General features: G+C 46.5%; 22 protein-coding genes. All 22 read left to right on the top strand.

Annotated features, from left to right (window positions below; all coding sequences use genetic code 11):
* Positions 1-41: 41 nt before the first annotated feature.
* The 22 genes from B5G33_RS00560 to B5G33_RS00455 all read left to right on the top strand — a co-directional run bounded on the left by B5G33_RS00560 (position 42) and on the right by B5G33_RS00455 (position 19,693).
* Positions 42-1,739 (top strand): AAA family ATPase, encoded by a 1,698-nt coding sequence (locus B5G33_RS00560; protein ID WP_087416385.1) that lies wholly within the window; start codon positions 42-44, stop codon positions 1,737-1,739.
* 1 nt (position 1,740) lies between these two features.
* Positions 1,741-2,160, top strand: coding sequence for an NUDIX hydrolase (locus B5G33_RS00555; RefSeq protein ID WP_087416384.1), 420 nt, complete (start codon positions 1,741-1,743; stop codon positions 2,158-2,160).
* Positions 2,161-2,185: 25 nt separating this feature from the next.
* Positions 2,186-2,944: an AIM24 family protein gene (locus B5G33_RS00550; protein WP_087267525.1), complete on the top strand. Its 759-nt coding sequence runs from the start codon at positions 2,186-2,188 to the stop codon at positions 2,942-2,944.
* Between the two features lie 156 nt (positions 2,945-3,100).
* Complete coding sequence (gene gltX, locus B5G33_RS00545; protein WP_087267528.1) at positions 3,101-4,549, top strand: glutamate--tRNA ligase; 1,449 nt, start codon at positions 3,101-3,103, stop codon at positions 4,547-4,549.
* 28 nt (positions 4,550-4,577) lie between these two features.
* On the top strand, positions 4,578-6,440 hold the full coding sequence (locus B5G33_RS00540) for an ATP-dependent helicase (protein ID WP_087416383.1): 1,863 nt from the start codon (positions 4,578-4,580) through the stop codon (positions 6,438-6,440).
* Complete coding sequence (locus B5G33_RS00535) at positions 6,437-7,048, top strand: 4'-phosphopantetheinyl transferase family protein (RefSeq protein WP_087416382.1); 612 nt, start codon at positions 6,437-6,439, stop codon at positions 7,046-7,048. The genes B5G33_RS00540 and B5G33_RS00535 overlap by 4 nt, the downstream gene beginning before the upstream one ends.
* A gap of 45 nt (positions 7,049-7,093) precedes the next feature.
* Complete coding sequence (gene spoIIIAA / locus B5G33_RS00530) at positions 7,094-8,065, top strand: stage III sporulation protein AA (protein WP_087267537.1); 972 nt, start codon at positions 7,094-7,096, stop codon at positions 8,063-8,065.
* Positions 8,059-8,577: a stage III sporulation protein AB gene (locus B5G33_RS00525; protein WP_087416381.1), complete on the top strand. Its 519-nt coding sequence runs from the start codon at positions 8,059-8,061 to the stop codon at positions 8,575-8,577. Before spoIIIAA ends, B5G33_RS00525 begins: the two co-directional genes overlap by 7 nt.
* 50 nt (positions 8,578-8,627) lie before the next feature.
* Positions 8,628-8,822, top strand: coding sequence for a stage III sporulation protein AC (gene spoIIIAC / locus B5G33_RS00520; protein WP_087267543.1), 195 nt, complete (start codon positions 8,628-8,630; stop codon positions 8,820-8,822).
* 12 nt (positions 8,823-8,834) lie between these two features.
* Positions 8,835-9,221 (top strand): stage III sporulation protein AD, encoded by a 387-nt coding sequence (gene spoIIIAD / locus B5G33_RS00515; protein ID WP_087416380.1) that lies wholly within the window; start codon positions 8,835-8,837, stop codon positions 9,219-9,221.
* Complete coding sequence (locus tag B5G33_RS00510; protein WP_242974380.1) at positions 9,218-10,441, top strand: stage III sporulation protein AE; 1,224 nt, start codon at positions 9,218-9,220, stop codon at positions 10,439-10,441. Before spoIIIAD ends, B5G33_RS00510 begins: the two co-directional genes overlap by 4 nt.
* A 12-nt stretch (positions 10,442-10,453) precedes the next feature.
* Positions 10,454-10,771: a stage III sporulation protein AF gene (locus B5G33_RS00505; protein WP_087416379.1), complete on the top strand. Its 318-nt coding sequence runs from the start codon at positions 10,454-10,456 to the stop codon at positions 10,769-10,771.
* Entirely contained in the window at positions 10,768-11,247 is a 480-nt protein-coding gene (locus B5G33_RS00500) for a stage III sporulation protein AG (RefSeq protein ID WP_087416378.1), read from the top strand. The genes B5G33_RS00505 and B5G33_RS00500 overlap by 4 nt, the downstream gene beginning before the upstream one ends.
* Before the next feature lie 12 nt (positions 11,248-11,259).
* Positions 11,260-12,027 (top strand): SpoIIIAH-like family protein, encoded by a 768-nt coding sequence (locus B5G33_RS00495; RefSeq protein WP_087267555.1) that lies wholly within the window; start codon positions 11,260-11,262, stop codon positions 12,025-12,027.
* Positions 12,028-12,123: 96 nt separating this feature from the next.
* A complete protein-coding gene (locus tag B5G33_RS00490) occupies positions 12,124-13,716 on the top strand; it encodes a peptide chain release factor 3 (protein WP_087267558.1) in 1,593 nt (530 codons plus the stop codon).
* A 111-nt stretch (positions 13,717-13,827) separates the two neighbouring features.
* The gene (locus B5G33_RS00485; RefSeq protein WP_087267561.1) at positions 13,828-14,208 is read left to right on the top strand and encodes an Asp23/Gls24 family envelope stress response protein; all 381 of its coding nucleotides are present in this window, start codon (positions 13,828-13,830) and stop codon (positions 14,206-14,208) included.
* An 86-nt stretch (positions 14,209-14,294) separates the two neighbouring features.
* On the top strand, positions 14,295-14,702 hold the full coding sequence (gene nusB, locus B5G33_RS00480) for a transcription antitermination factor NusB (protein WP_087267564.1): 408 nt from the start codon (positions 14,295-14,297) through the stop codon (positions 14,700-14,702).
* Entirely contained in the window at positions 14,699-15,931 is a 1,233-nt protein-coding gene (xseA, locus tag B5G33_RS00475) for an exodeoxyribonuclease VII large subunit (protein ID WP_087416377.1), read from the top strand. The genes nusB and xseA overlap by 4 nt, the downstream gene beginning before the upstream one ends.
* On the top strand, positions 15,912-16,136 hold the full coding sequence (gene xseB / locus B5G33_RS00470) for an exodeoxyribonuclease VII small subunit (protein ID WP_087416376.1): 225 nt from the start codon (positions 15,912-15,914) through the stop codon (positions 16,134-16,136). The genes xseA and xseB overlap by 20 nt, the downstream gene beginning before the upstream one ends.
* Positions 16,126-17,016, top strand: coding sequence for a polyprenyl synthetase family protein (locus tag B5G33_RS00465; protein ID WP_087267574.1), 891 nt, complete (start codon positions 16,126-16,128; stop codon positions 17,014-17,016). Before xseB ends, B5G33_RS00465 begins: the two co-directional genes overlap by 11 nt.
* A 13-nt stretch (positions 17,017-17,029) precedes the next feature.
* Positions 17,030-18,886, top strand: a complete 1,857-nt coding sequence (dxs, locus tag B5G33_RS00460) for a 1-deoxy-D-xylulose-5-phosphate synthase (RefSeq protein ID WP_087267577.1) — start codon at positions 17,030-17,032, stop codon at positions 18,884-18,886.
* Positions 18,887-19,693: a TlyA family RNA methyltransferase gene (locus tag B5G33_RS00455; RefSeq protein WP_087416375.1), complete on the top strand. Its 807-nt coding sequence runs from the start codon at positions 18,887-18,889 to the stop codon at positions 19,691-19,693.
* Position 19,694: the final 1 nt, after the last annotated feature.

Raw genomic sequence — 19,694 nt, 5'->3', positions numbered from 1 at the left:
TCCGAACCGTTATACTATCTTTAAGTGAGGTAGGTGATTTCATGAAAAAAATACTGCCGGTAGGCTATGAGGATATCCGGGAAATCTCAGACAGAAATCTGTATTATGTGGATAAATCTCTGATGATCCGTGAGCTTTTGGAAAGAGGAGGAAAGGTAAATCTTTTCACCAGACCCAGACGTTTTGGAAAAACCCTGAATCTCAGTATGATCCGGCGCTTCTTTGAGCTGGAGCGTAATGAGGAAGGGCTAAAGACAGATAACAGCTATATTTTTCAGAATCTGGGTATTGCCCGCTGCCAGGAAATCTGCAGGAACCATCAGCAGAAATATCCGGTGATCGCTCTGACCATGAAGTCGGCCAGGCAGCCGGATTTTCAGATGGCAAGAGACAGTCTCATTGATGAGATTGCAAAAGAATACCGTAGACATTCTTATGTGCTGGAATCCCCAAGTCTTCCTAAAGGAGAAAAAAAGCGTTTTGAGGCAGTGCTGAACCGGGAGGCGGAGAAAATTGAATATGCCAAATCTCTGGAATTTTTGTCCTATTGTTTGTGGAAGGAATCCGGGAAAAAGGCCATTATTCTCTTAGATGAATATGATGTCCCTTTGGAAAATGCATATTTTGAAGGATTTTACCAGGAGATGACGGGATTTGTACGGTCACTGCTGGAATCTGCCCTGAAGACCAATCCCTATCTGGAATTTGCAGTGATCACAGGCTGTCTCAGGATCAGCAGAGAAAGTATTTTTACAGGACTGAATAATCTGGATATTTTTTCTATCACAAGTCCTGATTTTGCCGACAGCTTCGGCTTTACAGAAAAAGAAGTCCGGGAAATGACCGATTACTATGGGCTGGAAGGAAAAATGCCGGAGATAAAAGAGTGGTATGACGGCTATTCTTTCGGAGATGAGGAAATCTATAATCCCTGGAGCATTATTAACTACGTTAAAACAGCAGTAAGAAAATATGCTGCCTTTCCAAAACCCTACTGGTCCAATACATCTTCCAACAGTATTATTCGGAAGCTGATCCAGGAAGCGGATCCGGCTACCAGAGAGGAAATTGAAGAACTGCTGGAGGGAAAAGCTATCCGCAAACCGGTTCACGAAGATATTACCTACGGAGATATTGAAGAGAGCAAAGACAACCTCTGGAATTTCCTTTTCTTTACAGGCTATTTAAAAAAGATAAAAGAAGTCTATGAAGAGGGAAATATCTATTTCTGGCTTGCCATACCAAATGAAGAGATCCTTTATATTTACCGCAACAGTGTTCTGACATGGTTTCAGCAGAAAGCCAGCCAGACAAATATTGAACCATTTATCCGGGATCTGGAAAAAGGAGACTGTGAATCAGCAGGAGCCTTTCTCTCCCATCAGCTTTTAGAAACCATCAGCTTTTACGATTATTCAGAAAGCTATTATCACGGATTTCTGACAGGGCTTCTCAATGTTTCAGAAAAGTACCGTGTCTATTCAAACCGGGAACAGGGGCTGGGAAGACCGGATATTGTAATGAAAACACCGGGAATCCGGAACGGAAAAGCTATGATCCTGGAACTGAAAATTGCCGGGACCTATGAAGAAATGGAAGACAAGTGCAGGGAGGCTTTAGATCAGATTGAGAAACAGCAGTATGCCGGCACCCTGCAGGAAGAAGGATATCAGGACATCCGAAAGTATGGGATCAGTTTTTATAAAAAAGAATGTTTGATCAGGGAAAGGAAAGATTAATGTGCAGGGTTACAATTTACTGATTGCTTTTAATGTGGATAAAAATAAAGTTTTAATGTGTAAAAGGCGTAAACCGCCTTATCAGGGAATGATAAATTTTCCCGGCGGCAAGATAGAAAAAGGAGAAGCTGGTCTGGAGGGTGCATATCGGGAATTGTGGGAAGAGACAGGCATTACGAAAGAGGATATAGTGCTTACTCATCTTATGGATTTTACTTATTATTTATCAGACTGCTATCTGGAAGTATATGTAGGGAGACTGAATAAAGACAGGGAAGTGTTAGGGGAGGGAAATGAACTGTTCTGGTCAGAAATAGACTGTGATTTTTTTGATACAAAGAAGTATGCAGGAGAAGGAAATATCGGACATATTATGGAGCAGATCAGACAGCTTCGGGAAGCAAATATATTGGAATTATAAATATAAGACATGGGAGGGATGGATAATGTTCCACATCAGTAATTTTACCAACAATGATGATATCAATGTACTGGACTCTATGGGGCCTTTTACTGTGATCGAATACGCACGGGATCTCAGCGTAGCTCCAACCAACGCCATGGCGGCCTATTTCTGCAATGCCATGAATGTGCGGAAGCGCCAGGTTATGTGTGATCTGAGCCAGGCAAATGTGACGGTCCAGTCCGGAGCTATGCAGTGGATGGTGGGAAATGTAAAAGCCACCACAGGGATTAAGGGAGTTGGCGATCTGCTTGGGAAGGCAGTCAGAGGAAAGGTGACAGGAGAGTCGGCTATAAAGCCGGAATATACAGGAGATGGGGTTATGGTATTGGAGCCAACCTATAAGCACATAATCCTTCTGGATGTAGACGAATGGAACGGTTCAGTAGTCCTGGATGACGGCATGTTCCTGGCCTGCGACGCGAATCTCCGGCATAAGGCAGTAATGCGTTCCACCCTTTCTTCTGCAGCAGCAGGCAATGAGGGGCTGTTTAATCTGGGGATCGTAGGAAGCGGAGTCTTATGTCTGGAATCCCCCTGTCCCAAGGAAGAACTGGTGGAAGTGACCCTTCGGGATGATGTGATCAAGATCGACGGCAACATGGCAGTGGCCTGGAGCGGCAGCCTGGACTTTACTGTGGAGAGGTCAGGAAGATCCCTGATGGGTTCCGCTGTGTCCGGAGAAGGTCTGGTAAATGTTTACCGAGGGACAGGTAAGGTATTGTTTGCTCCGGTGAGATAGAGAAAGACAGAAATGATTTTTCTTTTTTTAACCTTGCAAAAGAAAAACAGGTTATGTATAATTTGTGCAGTGGGGTATATGGTTGCGGACCGCATACCCCCTTTCCATGTTTAATTATAAGGCTTCACAGTATTCAATAGATAAGGAGAGAAAAGAATGAGTAAAGTAAGAACAAGATTTGCCCCCAGCCCTACCGGAAGGATGCATGTGGGAAATTTAAGGACTGCACTGTACGCTTATCTCATTGCAAAGCATGAGGGAGGAGATTTCATCCTGCGTATTGAGGACACCGACCAGGTACGTTTTGTAGAAGGGGCCCTGGATATCATTTACCATACCCTGGAGGAGACAGGACTGAAACATGACGAAGGTCCGGATAAAGACGGAGGCTGCGGTCCTTATGTCCAGAGTGAGAGAAACGCCCAGGGCATCTATCTGAAATATGCAAAGCAGCTGATTGACCAGGGAGACGCTTATTACTGCTTCTGTACTAAGGAGAGACTGGAATCCTTAAAGACAAACATTGAAGGAAAAGAAGTGGCTATGTATGACAAGCACTGCCTTCACTTAAGCAAAGAAGAAGTAGAAGCAAAACTGGCTGCAGGAGAGCCCTATGTCATCCGGTTTAACATGCCGGTGGAGGGGACAACCACTTTCCACGATGATATTTACGGAGACATTACTGTGCCTAATAATGAGCTGGATGACCTGATCCTGATCAAATCTGACGGATATCCTACCTACAACTTTGCAAATGTAGTAGACGACCATCTGATGGGGATCACTCATGTAGTAAGAGGTAACGAATACCTCTCCTCTTCACCAAAATATAATCGTATTTATGAGGCTTTTGGCTGGGAAGTTCCTACCTATGTACACTGCCCTCTGATTACCAATGAAGAGCATAAAAAGCTTTCCAAACGTTCCGGCCATTCTTCCTATGAAGACCTGGTAGAACAGGGATTCCTTACAGAGGCCATTGTAAATTATGTGGCGCTTCTGGGATGGTGTCCTGAGGATAATCGTGAGATCTTCTCTCTGGAGGAACTGGTAGAAGCTTTTGACTACCGTCATATGAGCAAGTCTCCTGCAGTCTTTGATGTACAGAAGCTTCGGTGGATGAACGGAGAGTATATGAAGGCTATGGACTTTGACAAGTTCTATGACATGGCGCTGCCCTATATCCAGAAAACCATTACAAGAGACATTGACCTTAAGAAGATCGCTGCCATGGTGAAGACCAGGATTGAAGTATTCCCGGATATTCCGGAGCTGATCGATTTCTTTGAACAGGTGCCGGAATACGATGTTTCCATGTATACCCATAAAAAGATGAAGACAAATCCGGAGCTTTCTTTAGAAGTGCTGGAGAAGATCATTCCTGTGCTGGAAAATCAGGAAGACTACAGCAATGATGCTCTCTATGAACTGCTCTGCGGATTTGCCAAGGAGAATGGATACAAGAACGGTCAGATCCTCTGGCCTATCCGTACAGCTCTTTCCGGAAAGCAGATGACTCCTGCAGGAGCTACGGAAATCCTGGAGGTTCTGGGCAAAGAAGAAAGCCTTAAGAGACTGCAGGCTGCCGTGGAAAAACTTCGCTGAGCTGTAAGGAGGAAGAAAGCAGCAGACTATGAAGATGAACAGTGCCCAGGAAAAGGCGGTCAGGCATTTTAAAGGACCTATGATGCTGCTGGCAGGTCCGGGATCCGGCAAGACCGCTACCATGACCAGAAGAGTTGAGTATCTTCTGGAAAACTATCAGGTAAATCCGGGAAATATTCTGGTGGTGACCTTTACAAGGGCCGCCGCCAGAGAAATGAAAGACAGATTTGAGAAACTCTGTGAAGAGGCCGGGCTGAAGGCGGATTACCGCCGGGTGACTTTTGGTACCTTTCACGGAGTTTTTTACGGAATCCTCCGCCATGCTTATCACCTCACAGGGAAAAATATCCTCAGTGAAGAGCGAAAGTATGAGATGCTTAAAGAAATTGCTTATGGAAAGCACCTGGAAATCGAAGATGAGAAGGACTTTTTCCAGGGACTATCCCAGGAGATCAGCCAGGTAAAAAATACCAGGATTCCTCTGGAACATTATTACTCTGCCAACTGCCCTGATGAGATTTTTCGGAGCATTTATATTGCCTATGTAAATCGCTGCCGCCGGGGCAGACTTCTGGATTTTGACGATATGCTCCTTTACTGCTATGAGCTTCTGGACCAGAGGGAGGATATCCGCCGGGGATGGCAGGGAAAATTTCAGTATATCCTGGTAGACGAATTCCAGGATATTAATAAACTTCAGTATGATATTGTAAAAATGCTGGCAGCGCCTCAGAACAATCTCTTCATTGTAGGTGACGACGACCAGTCTATTTATGCCTTCCGGGGAGCCAGACCGGAGATCATGATGAATTTCCCAAAAGATTTCCCTAAAGTCCAGACAGAACTTCTTTCCTGCAATTACCGTTCTACCCCACAGATCCTGGAGGCGGCGGGAAAAGTGATTGCCGGGAATAAGAAAAGATTCCGGAAAAAGATTTATACAGAAAATCAGCCGGGACCGGTGCCGGTGATCAAAAAGTTTGAAAAGGGACGGGAAGAAGAGCTTTATGTAAAAGACTGTATCCAGAAGGCCAGAAAAGAGGGGTGTCCTTACGAGGAGATGGCAGTTCTTTATCGGACTAATTCCGGCGCCAGATTCCTGGTGGAGATTCTGCTGGAGTACCAGATTCCCTTTCAGATGCGGGACAGTCTTCCCAATCTTTTCGACCACTGGATTGCCCAAAATATGATTTCTTATATGAAGCTGGCTATGGGAGACAGAAGCCGTAAGGAATTTCTCCAGGTCATGAACCGGCCCAACCGCTACATATCCAGAGAAGCCTTGGATACAGAGACCGTTTCCTTTGAAGAACTGCGGTGGTTCTATGAGGATAAGGAATGGATGTGTGACAGGATTGACCGTATGGAGGAGGATCTGAAGACTCTAAAGGCTATGACGCCGTATGGAGCCATTAATTATATCCGCTATGGAGTAGGCTATGAAGAGTTTCTAAAAGACTATGCCTCCTATCGAAAACTCCGTACCGAGGAGCTTTACGAGGTATTGGATGAACTGGCAGAAAGTGCAAAGGGATATAAGACCTTTGAAGAATGGTTTACTCATATTGCCCAGTATACGGAAAAACTGAAGGAACAGGCTAGACAGCAGAATACAGAAAAAGAAGGCGTAGTAATCTCTACCCTTCACAGTGCCAAAGGCCTGGAATTTGACCGGGTTTTTATTATGGATGTAAATGAAGGGATCATTCCCTACCGGAAAGCAGCAGGAGAGAGCGATGTGGAGGAAGAACGGCGCCTTCTCTATGTAGGGATGACCAGGGCCAGAAAAGAACTCTCCCTTTTCTATGTGGGAGAACGCCATGAGAAGAAGCTGGAGCCTTCCAGGTTCCTTCTGGAATCTGGTCTGGTGGAAAGGAGTAAGGAACTGTGAAACCGGGAGTAATTTATCTCTATGCAGGAAAAGTGGAAGAGTGGACTGGAGAATGGAAAGAGGAGAAGAACCGGGAAAGCCTCTGTGGCCGGCTTCTTCTCCTTTGTGGCCTTCAGGAATTGGGCTATGACAGGTTGTTTTCAAGAAATAAAGACCGGAAACAACTGCTAAAAGCCTTGGATGCTTCACTGGAAAAAGGCCCCTACGGGAAGCCATACCTGGCAGGACATCCGGAAATTCATTTTAACATCAGTCATTCAGGGGGCTATGGAGTCTGTGCGATTTCTTCTATGCCCTGTGGGGTAGACATTCAGGAAAAACGGGCCGTAAGGTCCCAGAGAATGATAGAACGGACCATGAACGCCCAGGAGCAGCGACAAATTCTGGAGGCTGAAGACAGTACCAAGGAGTTTATCAAACTCTGGACCTACAAGGAAAGCTGCATCAAGCTTTCCGGAGAAGGACTCCGTCAGGATATGAGAACCCTGAAGGCGCCTGCCTGCCACCAGTTCTTCTGGCTGGAAAAAGATCTGGCCGGCTGTGTGGCCGCAGAAGAACCTTTTCAGCTGGAAATCCGGCACCTATATCCGAGAGAGAAAGAGGCATAAAAAAGGATTGTCCTCATATATATATCTTAAAAAGAGGTGAGGACAATGAAACAGGAAGAAATCGCAAAACTATTTCCTGCCCATATCCGGCAGGCTCTGCTGGCAGCTCATTTTGACATGGAGCAGCTCTATGAAATACGGCTCCGTGTCAATGCTCCTCTGATACTGATTTATCAGGGAAAGGAGTATTTTCTCAGAAAAGATGGGGAATTCTCACGGGAGGAATCCCAGGGCTGCTTTGTAAAGGCAGAAGATCTGAAAGAAACCATGGAATATGTGAGCAGCTATTCCATGTATGCATTTGAAGAGGAAATCCGCCAGGGGTTCATTACCATTCAGGGTGGACACCGGGTAGGCATTGCAGGAAAGACTGTCCTGGAAGGGGACAGGATCAAAAGCGTAAAATACATATCTTATATGAATCTCAGGCTGTCACACCAGATAAAAGGCTGTGCTTCGCCAATACTTCCCTATATTATCAAAAACGGCAGAATCTGCCACACACTGATCATTTCCCCGCCCAGGTGCGGAAAGACCACCCTGCTCCGAGACCTGATCCGTCAGGTCAGCAGCGGCAGTCCTTATATGCCAGGAGTGTCTGTGGGAGTGGTAGATGAAAGATCAGAAATCGGAGGTTCCTATCAGGGAATCCCCCAAAATGACCTGGGAATCCGTACCGATGTCCTGGACTGCTGTCCAAAAGCCGAAGGCATGATGATGCTTATCCGTTCCATGTCTCCAGAGGTAGTGGCAGTAGACGAGCTGGGAGACTATGAGGACATCCACGCCATTGAGTCAGTGATCCACTGCGGCTGTAAACTTTTTGCCACAGTCCATGGCAGTTCTGTGGAGGACATTAAGAGAAAGCCCCTTATGCAGAGACTGGTCCGGGAGAGAATCTTTGAGAGGTATATTGTTCTCCACCATCAGGACCGGGCAGGAAGGGTAAAAGCCATTTTTGACGAGAGAGGCACCAGCCTTTTTGACTGGAAACGAAAACAGGGAATCCTATGCTGAAAGCAGTGGGAGCCCTTCTGGTGGTTCTTTCCTGCGGAGCCATGGGTTATGGAAAAAGTCTGAGTTATACCAAAAGGCAGAGAGAACTGGAGGAGATACAGAAAATGCTGTATTTTCTTCTGGGGGAGATCACTTACCGCAGGGAAGCTCTGCCAGAGGCTATGGTCCGGGTGGCGGACAAGATCCGCCCTCCTCTTTCAGATTTTCTCAGAGAAGTATCCAGAGCGGCAAAGGAATACCAGGGAGAGCGGTTTTCCAAGATTTTTTCTCAGAAAGCAGAAAAATATCTAAAGGAGACCAGCTTGATGAAAACAGATTTGGAGGAATTTATCCGCCTGGGAGAAGACCTGGGATATATGGATATTACCATGCAGGAAAATACCATAAATCTGTATCTGGAGGAATTGAAAGGAGAGATCCTAAAAACAGAGAAAGAAGGGCCGGCCAGGAAAAAAATGTATCAGGCCCTGGGGCTTATGGCAGGAATGTTTCTGGCGATCATGCTGGTATGAAAAGGAGTCGTGATGGGGGATGAAGGAAGTGAGAGCAGGGAGGAAAGAGCGTGGAGGTTAGTTTACTGTTTAAAATAGGTGCGGTGGGAATTCTGGTATCTGTGCTCTGTCAGATACTGAAACACAGCCAGAGGGAGGAACTGGCCTTTCTCACCAGTCTGGCAGGTCTGGTGCTGGTACTGTTCTGGATACTGCCTTATATTTATGACCTGTTTCGGACAATACAGGAATTATTTGCACTGTAAGGGGGATTGAGGATGGAAGTGGTGAGAATCGTCATGCTGGGGATGACAGGGGTGCTTTTGGGTCTTTTCCTGAAAGGAACAAGACCGGAATATTCTGTCTATCTCAGCCTGGCAGCAGGAATCCTGATCTTTTTCTATATGACGGATAAGCTTTCCTACCTTTTTTCCTCTGTGATGAAAATACAGGATTATCTCCCAGTAGATATCGAATATCTTACTACTCTTTTGAAAATCATAGGGATTACTTATATCGGACAGTTTTCTTCCGGAATCTGCAAAGATGCAGGTTATGGTTCTATAGGAGCTCAGATAGAGATCTTTACCAAGCTTTATATTATGGTCTTGTCTATGCCAGTGCTTCTGGCACTTATGGAAGCCATTCACGGCTTCCTGTCATGAGAAGAAAGAACAGACAAAAGAGGACAGACCTCCCAGCAGGGATTCTTCTGACAATGCTGGCTATGCTGCTTTTTTCCATACCTGTTTCGGCAGCTGATGGAGCCCTTCGGGAAGAGCAGAGTGACAACTCCCAGACAGAAGAAGATCTGCTCCAGGAACAGGAGGAAAGTCAGGAAGCTCTTTTGAAGGGATTGGAACTGGGAGAGATGCAGGAGACAGTAAATGAACTGCTGGGAGAGGAGACTTTTAGTGTTCGCCAAGCTCTGGAGAAGATACTTGCCGGAGAAGAAGTATTTACCCCAGACTTTGTTCTGGAAACAGTCAGAGGATTTTTGTATGAGCATCTGCTGGCAGACCGGGAGGTGCTTTTTCAGGTAGTGCTGCTGGTAATCCTGGCGGCGCTGTTTGCCAATTTTACCAATGTGTTTTCCGGCAGTCAGGCAGGAGAAGCCAGTTTCTACATTGTATATATGCTTTTCCTGGCGCTTCTGATCCACTCCTTCGGAGAACTTAGTGCAGAGCTGTCCGGGAGTCTGGAGGACCTGACTGCTTTTATGCAGGCCCTTATGCCATCCTATTTTCTGGCAGTGACGGCAGCTTCCGGGACAGCCACTGCAATGGTCTTTTACGAAATGGTTTTTGGGGTCATCTATCTGACCCAGGTACTTCTTTTAAAAGCAGTGATCCCCGGTATCCAGGCCTATGTGATCATAGAGCTGATCAACTATCTGCATAAAGAAGACTTCCTTTCAAAGCTGGCAGACCTGCTGAAAACCATTTTGGAATGGACCATGAGAACTATTACAGCGGTGGTTATTGGTATGGAGTTGATCCAGAATATGGTCAGTCCGGCCCTGGATTCACTGAAGAGGGATGCGCTGGGAAAGACGGCGGCTTCCATTCCCGGTATAGGAAATGTGATCAACGGGGCCACAGAAGTAGCCCTTGGAACAGCAGTACTGATCCGCAACTGCCTTGGCGTTATGGGAATTGTGGTTTTAGTGCTGCTGGGCCTTCCTCCTGTCATTAAACTGGCGATGAACTCCCTTGTTTATAAACTCCTGGCGGCTCTGCTCCAGCCGGTTTCTGACAGACGGATGACAGGCTGCCTTTCTGCCATGGGAGAAGGCTGCAGGCTCCTTCTGAAAGTGCTGCTTACCCTGGAACTCCTTTTGTTGATCACCATTGCTATTTTGTCAGTATCTTTCATATCTCATTAAGGGGGCACGGAGATGGCGGAAAGTATTTATTCCTGGATACAGAATCTGGCCTGTTTTTTTATACTGGCCTCTGCGGTGATGCATTTTCTGCCGGAAAACAGCTACAAAAAGTACGTGCAGTTTTATATGGGGCTGCTGCTGATCCTGGTGATCCTCTCCCCGGCTTTCCAGTTTACCGGTCTGGAGGAAGAGATTGACAGCTTTGTGAAAGAATTCCAGGATTCCCGGACAGACAGGGAAGAGTGGCAGAAAAAAGCCCAGGACTGGGAGGAGTCCTGGAATGAAGACGATGAAGGGGAAGTCATAGAAGGGCAGGAGGTGATTCCATGAAACCTTTGGAAAAATGGATGAAGAAGGAAAATCTGGGAGTCCTGCTTTTAGTTGGGCTGTTACTGCTGGTCATTGCCCTCCCCACCAGACAGGAAAATGAAAATACCATTACAGAGGAGAATACCCAGGAGACAGACCAGAGTCTTCAGGAACAGGATTGGCAGACCAAGATGGAGGAACGGCTGGTGGAGGTGCTGGAGCAGGTTCAGGGAGTGGGAAAGGCAGAAGTATTCCTTACCTGCGAAGGCACCCAGGAAAAGGTTGTGGAAAAGGATGAGACAGAGACCGTCTATGAGCGGGATTCCAGAGGAAATCAGACCCCTTATGTATCTGCGGAAATCTATCCCCAGGTCACAGGAGTTCTGGTAGTGGCTCAGGGCGGAGATGACCCGGTAGTGATCCAAAATATTCAGGAGGCTGTCCAGGTATTATTTCAGGTAGAAGCCCATAAAATTAAAGTAATGAAAATGAATTAGAGGAGAATGTCTATGAAAAAAATCTTCAAGAAAAATCAGGTTATCATTACGGCCCTGGCCATTATGATCGCTGTGGCGGGATACATTAATTACTCAGACAATCATCTGGGAATGGACAGCGCCCTGGAAAACCTGGGGAGTGATGGGGAGGATACTGCCCAGACAGCCTCTGATACAGAGGGGATTGTAGAAGAGATTGACAGCCTGGACTATGACCTGACAGATGAGACGGCTCTGCTGGAAGAAAACAGCCAGGCTGCTCAGGGAGAAGATGGCACTCAGGAAGATGCCGACACCCAGGAGACAGAAAGCCAGGCAGTAGAAGCTCAGGAGGGAACGGACACTGCAGACGCTTCCAGTGGGGATACTGCCCAGACAGAGACTCCCGGAGAAGCAGTACTTACCGGCGCTTCTAATTTTGCCGCCCAGGCAAAGGTGAGCAGAGAACAGGTCCGATCTGCCAATAAGGAGACCCTTTTAGAAATCATCAACAATGAAAATCTGGGAGATGAGCAGAAGCAGGAAGCAGTAAACTCTATGGTAAATATGACAGACCTGGCAGAGCAGGAAGAGGCAGCAGAACTGCTTTTAGAGGCCCAGGGCTTTACTGATGTGGTAGTAAACCTTACGGGAGAAAGCGCAGACGTAATTGTGCCTCAGGCCTATATGGAAGATGCCAGCAGAGCCCAGATCGAGGATATCGTAAAGCGGAAGACCAGCGTTCCTGTGGAAAATATTGTGATCACACCTTTAGAAGAAGGAACCGGGACAAATGAGTAAAAGGCCCTTGACACCTTTCTGAGGGTATACTACAATAGCGTCAGTGTGCAATTTTGGAGAAAACAACACCTTTAAAATAGAGAAGGAGGGCCAACAGTGGCTGACTATACCAAAGAAATATCAAAAAGACGTACATTTGCAATTATTTCTCATCCGGATGCCGGAAAGACCACTCTGACAGAAAAATTCCTCCTCTACGGAGGAGCCATTAATCTGGCAGGAAGCGTTAAGGGAAAGGCGACTGCCCGTCATGCGGTTTCAGACTGGATGGAAATTGAAAAGGAGAGAGGTATTTCCGTTACCTCCTCTGTGCTGCAGTTTAACTATGACGGTTACTGCATCAACATATTGGATACCCCAGGACATCAGGATTTCTCAGAAGATACCTACCGTACCCTTATGGCAGCAGACTCTGCAGTCATGGTCATTGACGCATCAAAAGGTGTGGAAGCCCAGACCAGAAAGCTTTTTAAGGTATGCGCTATGCGGCATATTCCTATCTTTACTTTTATCAATAAGATGGATAGAGATGCCAATGACACCTTTGACCTATTAGACGATATTGAAAAAGAACTGGGAATCCCTACCTGTCCGGTAAACTGGCCTATTGGTTCCGGAAAAAAATTCCGGGGAGTTTATGACCGGGAGACCAGAAAAGTCCTGACTTTTTCAGATACTATGAAAGGTACCAAGGAAGGTATCGAGGAAGAAGTAGGGATTGAAGAAGCCCGTCTGGATGAAGTCATTGATCCGGATCAGAAGGAACAGCTTCTAGAAGAAATCGAGCTGCTGGATGGAGCCAGTGCAGAGTTTGACCAGGAAAAGGTAGACAGAGGAGCACTGTCCCCAGTGTTTTTTGGTTCCGCGCTTACCAACTTTGGCGTGGAGACCTTTCTGAAACATTTCCTGAAAATGACTTCTTCTCCCCTGCCAAGAATGTCAGATGAGGGAGAGATCGATCCCATGGATCCGGATTTTTCTGCCTTTGTCTTTAAGATCCAGGCAAACATGAACAAGAATCACAGGGACCGTATTGCATTTATGCGGATCTGCTCCGGAAAGTTTGAAGCCTCAGCAGAGGTTTACCATGTCCAGGGAAATAAGAAAATGCGTCTGTCCCAGCCTCAGCAGATGATGGCTCAGGACCGCCATGTGGTAGACGAAGCCTATGCAGGAGATATCATCGGCGTATTTGACCCGGGAATCTTTTCTATTGGGGACACGGTCTGTGCTCCGGGAAGAAAAATCCAGTACGAGGGAATCCCCACTTTTGCTCCGGAACATTTCGCCAGAGTACGGCTTTTGGACAGTATGAAGAGAAAACAGTTTGTAAAAGGCATCAACCAGATTGCCCAGGAAGGCGCTATCCAGATTTTCCAGGAAATCATGGGAGGCATGGAAGAAATCATTGTAGGGGTAGTAGGTGTGCTCCAGTTTGACGTGCTGAAATACCGTCTGGAAAATGAATACAATGTGGATATCCGTCTGGAGTCTCTGCCTTATGAGCACATCCGCTGGATTGAAAATAAGGAAGAAGTGGATGTGAAGAAGCTTACAGGAACCTCTGATATGAAGAAGGTTATGGACCTGAAAGGAAATCCGCTGCTTCTGTTTATCAACAGCTGGAGCATTGGAATGACCTTAGACAGAAATGAAGGTTTAAAGCTTGCAGAATTTTCGAAAAACTGAGAATAGGAAGGAAAAGCGGTTTTTTGCGGGAAAAGCAAAAAACCGCTTTTAATTTTCTATGGCTTTTGGTATAATAAATCACAGGATATTTCCTGTTAGGAGGTAGAGATTATGGCGGAAGACAGAAACGTATATAAGATACATGACAACGGCTCTCTTGGAGAAGTGCAGATCGCCGATGAGGTAGTGGCCATCATCGCCGGACTGGCTGCCACAGAGGTAGAGGGCGTGGATTCCATGGCTGGAAATATTACCAACGAACTGGTAGGAAAGCTGGGTATGAAGAACCTTTCCAAAGGCGTGAAGGTAGACGTACTGGAGGATGTGGTATGTGTAGACCTGGCTTTGAATATTAAATATGGATACAATATCCTGGAAACAAGCAAGACTGTTCAGGAGAGAGTGAAGGCAGCTATCGAAAATATGACAGGGCTGACCGTTTCCGATGTAAACGTACGCATTGCCAGCGTGGAGATCGAAAAGACCAAATAGTAGTTCATTGACAAGTAAACATCTAAAAGAGCAGAGAGGTAAGGTGTCTTTTTTAGAGGCACCTTTTTCTTTTGAAGGAGGAAACCATGGGAAGAAGAGAAATGAGAGAACATATCTTTAAGCTTCTGTTTTTAAGGGAGTTTAATGAGGCTGAGGAAATGCCTCAGCAGATAAAGCTGTATTTTGATGCTATGGAGGAGCTGGCTCCCACAGAGCAGGCCTACATGGAAGACAAGTATGGAAAGGTACAGGAACATCTGGAGGAGATCGACAACATATTAAACGAAAAATCCACAGGCTGGAAGACAAAGAGAATGAGCAAGGTAGACTTAAATATCCTTCGTCTGGCTGTATATGAGATGAAATATGATGAGGATGTTCCGGTGAAAGTGGCTATCAATGAAGCTGTGGAGATCAGCAAGACCTTTGGAGGAGAGGATTCCGCTTCCTTTATTAACGGAATTCTGGGAAAAGTAGCAAGAGAGGCATTATGAACAGTATCTATTCCGTAGGACAGGTCAATACTTATATTAAAAACATGTTTAACCAGGATTTTATGCTGAACCGGATCTATATCAAGGGAGAGGTGTCCAACTGTAAGTATCATACCTCCGGACACATTTATTTTTCCCTGAAGGATGAGACGGGGACCATATCCTGTGTGATGTTTGCCGGCCAGAGAAAAGGCCTGGCCTTTCCTATGAAAGACGGAGACCGGGTGGTGGCAGGAGGCAGCGTCAGCGTCTATGAAAGAGACGGAAAGTACCAGCTCTATGCCAGAGAGATTACCCTGGAGGGGGCGGGACTTCTCTATGAGAGATTTCTGGCCCTGAAAAAAGAACTGGAAGAAATGGGAATGTTTGCCCAGGAATACAAACAGCCTATTCCCAAATACGCCCGAAAAGTAGGAGTGGTCACTGCTCCTACCGGTGCTGCCATACAGGATATCCGGAACATTGCAGGAAGACGGAATCCCTATGTGCAGCTTATCCTTTACCCGGCCCTTGTCCAGGGAGATGGGGCTGTTCAGAGCATTGTAAAGGGAATTCAGACCCTGGACAGACTGGGCGTAGATGTTATAATTGTAGGAAGAGGAGGAGGCTCCATAGAAGATTTATGGGCCTTTAATGAAGAGGCAGTGGCCAGAGCAATCTTTGACTGCCGGACTCCGGTAATTTCCGCTGTGGGTCATGAGACAGATACCACCATTGCAGATTATGTGGCGGACCTGCGGGCCCCCACTCCTTCCGGCGCTGCAGAACTGGCAGTAGCAGATATACGGACATTTTTTGATTCTCTGGAGAATTACCAAAGAAAAATGGACAGAGCTATGGAAAACAGGCTTCTGATGTTGAGACAAAATCTGAAGTATTATCAGACCCGGCTGGAACATGGCAGCCCCCGGTACAGGATCCAGGAAATGAGGACACGGCTCATGGATATCGAAGAAAAGCTGGAGGCCTCTATGAAAAACCAGATTTATCTGGCAAGACAGAGGCTGGATATTTATATCGAGCGGATGAAAGGCCTGTCTCCTTTGGACAAACTGAATCAGGGCTTTTCCTATGTAGAGGACAAGCAGAGACATGCAGTGACCAGCATTACCCAGGCAGAAGTAGGAGACCGGCTGGTCATCCGGGTCACAGACGGTTCTCTGGAGACGGAGGTAAAGAGCAAAAAGCAGGAAGAGAGGAGCGTAAAAAATGGAACAGACAGAAAATAGCAGACAGGAGACCACCATTGAAGAGTCCCTCAAAGAACTGTATGACATCGTGGAAAAGCTGGAGAGCAGAGAAATTTCTCTGGAGGAGTCTTTTACTATGTACCAGAAAGGTATGGAGCTTTTAAAGCAGTGCAGTGGAAAAATCGACAAAGTCGAGAAAAAAATGCTGAAAATAAATGAAGATGGTGATCTAAGTGAATTTTAGAGATGAGTTGGAAAAAAGAACAGAGAGAGCGGAGCAGGTCATCGGGAAATTTCTTCCTGCTGAAGAGGGTTTTTCAAAAAATCTCATAAAGGCCATGAATTACAGCATGGAGGCAGGGGGGAAGCGGCTCAGGCCTATTTTCCTGGGAGAGATGTATCAGGTCTGCGGCGGAGAGGGAGAACTGGCAGAACCTTTTATGGCAGCAATTGAGATGATACACACACACTCCCTGATCCATGATGATCTCCCTGCTATTGATAATGATGAATACCGCCGGGGAAAAAAGACTACACATGTGGTTTTCGGAGAATCTGCGGCTATTCTGGCAGGTGACGCTCTTTTAAACTACGCCTATGAAACGGCCTTCCGGGCTTTTGGCATGGCAAAAGATGATAAAGCCCTTAGAAGGGCGGCCAGAGCTTTGGAAATCCTGGGAAAAAAGACCGGGATCCGGGGAATGTTAGGGGGTCAGGGAGTAGATGTGGAGAATGACGGAAAGCCTTTAACGAGAGAGATGCTGGAATATATATACATTAATAAGACTTCAGCCCTTATTGAAGCCTCACTTATGGCAGGCGCCGCCCTGGCAGGTATGGAAGACCTGGAAAAGATAGAAACTATCGGCAGATATATCGGCCTGGCTTTTCAGATTCAGGATGATATCCTGGATGTAACGGGAAACCAGGAAGAGCTTGGCAAGCCGGTGGGAAGTGATGAAAAAAATCATAAGACAACCTATGTTACGCTGGAAGGAATGGAAAAAGCGGGTCAGGAAGTGGAAAATCTGACAGAGGAAGCCCTGAAGCTCCTTGATGAGCTGCCAGGGGACACGGAGTTCTTAAAAGAACTGTTTCTTTCTCTGTGTACCCGCAGAAAATAGAGGTGCATAGCCCATGCTGTTAGATGAAATAAAGAAAGAAAACGATATAAAGAATATACCTCTGGAGCAGCTTCCCCAGCTTGCAGGGGAGATCCGGACCTTTCTTCTGGAGCATTTAAGCAAAACAGGAGGCCATCTGGCTTCGAATCTGGGGGCAGTAGAACTGACTATGGCCCTCCACTATGTGCTCTGTCTCCCTGAGGATAAGATTATCTGGGATGTGGGACACCAGTCCTACACCCATAAAATCCTTACAGGGAGAAAAGAAGGATTCGAACATCTCCGTATGCTGGGAGGAATGAGCGGATTTCCCAAGCGGAGTGAAAGTCCCTGTGATTCTTTTGACACAGGACACAGCTCCACTTCTATCTCAGCGGGAATGGGGTATGTGTGTGCCAGAGATCTGAATAAAGAGAACTATCAGGTGGTTTCTGTTATCGGAGACGGAGCCCTGACAGGAGGCATGGCCTATGAAGCCCTGAACAATGCCTCACAGCTGAAATCTAATTTTATCATTGTGCTCAACGACAATGAAATGTCTATCTCCAAGAATGTGGGAGGAATCTCCAGTTATCTGGGAAACCTGCGCACTGCGGAAGGGTATAATGACCTGAAAATTGAAGTGAAAAAAGGGCTGAACCGGATTCCGGGAATCGGACCTGCCACAGTGAAGAAAATCCACAAAGCGAAAGACAGTATGAAAAGGCTGCTCATTCCGGGGATGTTTTTTGAAGATATGGGCATTACTTATCTGGGCCCTATAAATGGACATGATTGTGCCAGAATGATCCAGGTATTCCAGGAGGCCAGGAAAATCCAGGGCCCGGTGCTGGTTCATGTAAAGACGGAAAAAGGAAGAGGTTATGAGCCGGCTATGCGCCATCCGGCCAGATTCCACGGTACCGCTGCTTTTGACCTGGAGCATGGAATTCCTTTAAACAAAAATGGAAAAGCCAACTACACCGATATTTTTTCTACAGTTATGCGAAAGTTCGGAGACAGGGAGGAGAAGGTGGTAGCTGTTACCGCTGCAATGCCCGATGGAACCGGACTGAAAAGATTCCGTAATATGTTCCCGGACAGATTCTTTGATGTGGGGATTGCAGAGGAACATGCAGTGACCTTTGCCGCAGGACTGGCTCTGGGAGGCCTGATACCGGTGGTGGCGGTTTATTCTTCTTTCCTTCAGAGAGCCATTGACCAGATTATAGAAGATGTGTGTCTTCAGAAACTTCATGTGATTTTTGCCGTAGACCGGGCAGGATTAGTGGGAAGCGACGGAGAAACCCATCAGGGCTGTTTTGACCTGACCTATCTGTCTATGATCCCCAATATGACAGTAATGGCTCCCAAGAATAAATGGGAACTTTCCGATATGCTGAAATTTGCAGTGAAATATCAGGGCCCCATTGCTATCCGTTACCCAAGAGGTGAGGCTTATGACGGATTAGAAGAATTTCGGGCTCCCATTGTCCTGGGACGCAGCGAATTTCTTTTTGAAGGGGAAAAGACAGCCCTTCTTCCGGTGGGAAGTATGGTAAAGACCGGGGAGAAAGTGTACCGTCAGTTGAAGGAGGATGGGGAGAACCCGACTCTGATCAATGCCAGATTTGTAAAGCCCTTAGATGAAAAGATGCTGGACTTTCTGGCAGCCGGCCACAGCCTGATCGTTACAATGGAAGAGAATGTGAAGACAGGAGGCTTTGGTATGGCAGTAGCTGACTATATGCGGATGAACCATCCTCAGGTTCAGGTACTGATTTTTGCAGTGCCGGACCAGTTCGTGGAGCATGGAAATCCGGAAAAACTGAAAGAAAAACTGGGACTGGACCCGGTATCTATTTACGAGAAAATCAAGGAGGCCAGATAAATGAAAGAGCGTCTGGATGTCTTGCTGGTAAAGCGGGGCCTGGCGGCTTCCAGGGAAAAAGCCAAGGCAGTGATCATGGCTGGAAGCGTATTTGTAGACAATCAGAAGGAAGATAAGGCCGGCACTATGTTTCCCGATACGGTTCAGATTGAAGTAAGGGGAAATACCTTAAAATATGTAAGCCGGGGAGGACTGAAGCTGGAAAAGGCCATGTCCCACTTCGGGCTGAGCCTGGATGGCTGTGTGTGCATGGATGTTGGTTCTTCCACGGGAGGCTTTACAGACTGTATGCTCCAGAACGGAGCAGTAAAAGTTTACGCCATAGACGTAGGCCATGGGCAGTTAGACTGGAAACTGCGGAACGATCCCCGGGTAGTCTGTATGGAAAAGACCAATATCCGCTATGTTACGCCTGAGGATCTGGAAGAAAAAGCAGATTTTTCTTCCATTGATGTGTCCTTTATATCCCTGACCAAAGTGCTGCCTCCTGTCTATGAACTGCTGAAAGACCAGGGACAGGTAGTCTGTCTTATTAAGCCTCAGTTTGAAGCAGGAAGAGAAAAGGTGGGAAAAAAAGGCGTAGTCAGGGATCCGGCAGTTCATCGGGAAGTTATAGAAAAAGTCACAGCCTTTGCCTCTGAGACGGGCTTTGCTCTGCTGAATCTGGAGTATTCACCTATTAAGGGGCCAGAGGGAAATATAGAATATCTTCTTCACCTCCAGAAAAAGCAGGAGGGGGTTCCAGAAGATGGAAATATAGACATAGATGGAATTGTGGCCCAGGCCCACAAAGAACTGGATAAATAGT

The sequence above is a fragment of the Blautia sp. An81 genome (assembly GCF_002161285.1).
Classification (GTDB): Bacteria; Bacillota; Clostridia; order Lachnospirales; family Lachnospiraceae; genus Blautia; species Blautia ornithocaccae.
The sequence above is the reverse complement of the archived record's forward strand: the minus strand, read 5'-3'. Positions and strand labels throughout refer to the sequence as shown.

Coding starts and splice junctions, on each gene's coding strand:
- B5G33_RS00560 (WP_087416385.1), top strand. CDS start 42: ATGAAAAAAATACTGCCGGTAGGCTATGAGGATATCCGGGAAATCTCA.
- B5G33_RS00550 (WP_087267525.1), top strand. CDS start 2,186: ATGTTCCACATCAGTAATTTTACCAACAATGATGATATCAATGTACTG.
- gltX (WP_087267528.1), top strand. CDS start 3,101: ATGAGTAAAGTAAGAACAAGATTTGCCCCCAGCCCTACCGGAAGGATG.
- B5G33_RS00540 (WP_087416383.1), top strand. CDS start 4,578: ATGAAGATGAACAGTGCCCAGGAAAAGGCGGTCAGGCATTTTAAAGGA.
- spoIIIAA (WP_087267537.1), top strand. CDS start 7,094: ATGAAACAGGAAGAAATCGCAAAACTATTTCCTGCCCATATCCGGCAG.
- B5G33_RS00525 (WP_087416381.1), top strand. CDS start 8,059: ATGCTGAAAGCAGTGGGAGCCCTTCTGGTGGTTCTTTCCTGCGGAGCC.
- spoIIIAD (WP_087416380.1), top strand. CDS start 8,835: ATGGAAGTGGTGAGAATCGTCATGCTGGGGATGACAGGGGTGCTTTTG.
- B5G33_RS00510 (WP_242974380.1), top strand. CDS start 9,218: ATGAGAAGAAAGAACAGACAAAAGAGGACAGACCTCCCAGCAGGGATT.
- B5G33_RS00505 (WP_087416379.1), top strand. CDS start 10,454: ATGGCGGAAAGTATTTATTCCTGGATACAGAATCTGGCCTGTTTTTTT.
- B5G33_RS00500 (WP_087416378.1), top strand. CDS start 10,768: ATGAAACCTTTGGAAAAATGGATGAAGAAGGAAAATCTGGGAGTCCTG.
- B5G33_RS00495 (WP_087267555.1), top strand. CDS start 11,260: ATGAAAAAAATCTTCAAGAAAAATCAGGTTATCATTACGGCCCTGGCC.
- B5G33_RS00485 (WP_087267561.1), top strand. CDS start 13,828: ATGGCGGAAGACAGAAACGTATATAAGATACATGACAACGGCTCTCTT.
- nusB (WP_087267564.1), top strand. CDS start 14,295: ATGGGAAGAAGAGAAATGAGAGAACATATCTTTAAGCTTCTGTTTTTA.
- xseA (WP_087416377.1), top strand. CDS start 14,699: ATGAACAGTATCTATTCCGTAGGACAGGTCAATACTTATATTAAAAAC.
- xseB (WP_087416376.1), top strand. CDS start 15,912: ATGGAACAGACAGAAAATAGCAGACAGGAGACCACCATTGAAGAGTCC.
- dxs (WP_087267577.1), top strand. CDS start 17,030: ATGCTGTTAGATGAAATAAAGAAAGAAAACGATATAAAGAATATACCT.
- B5G33_RS00455 (WP_087416375.1), top strand. CDS start 18,887: ATGAAAGAGCGTCTGGATGTCTTGCTGGTAAAGCGGGGCCTGGCGGCT.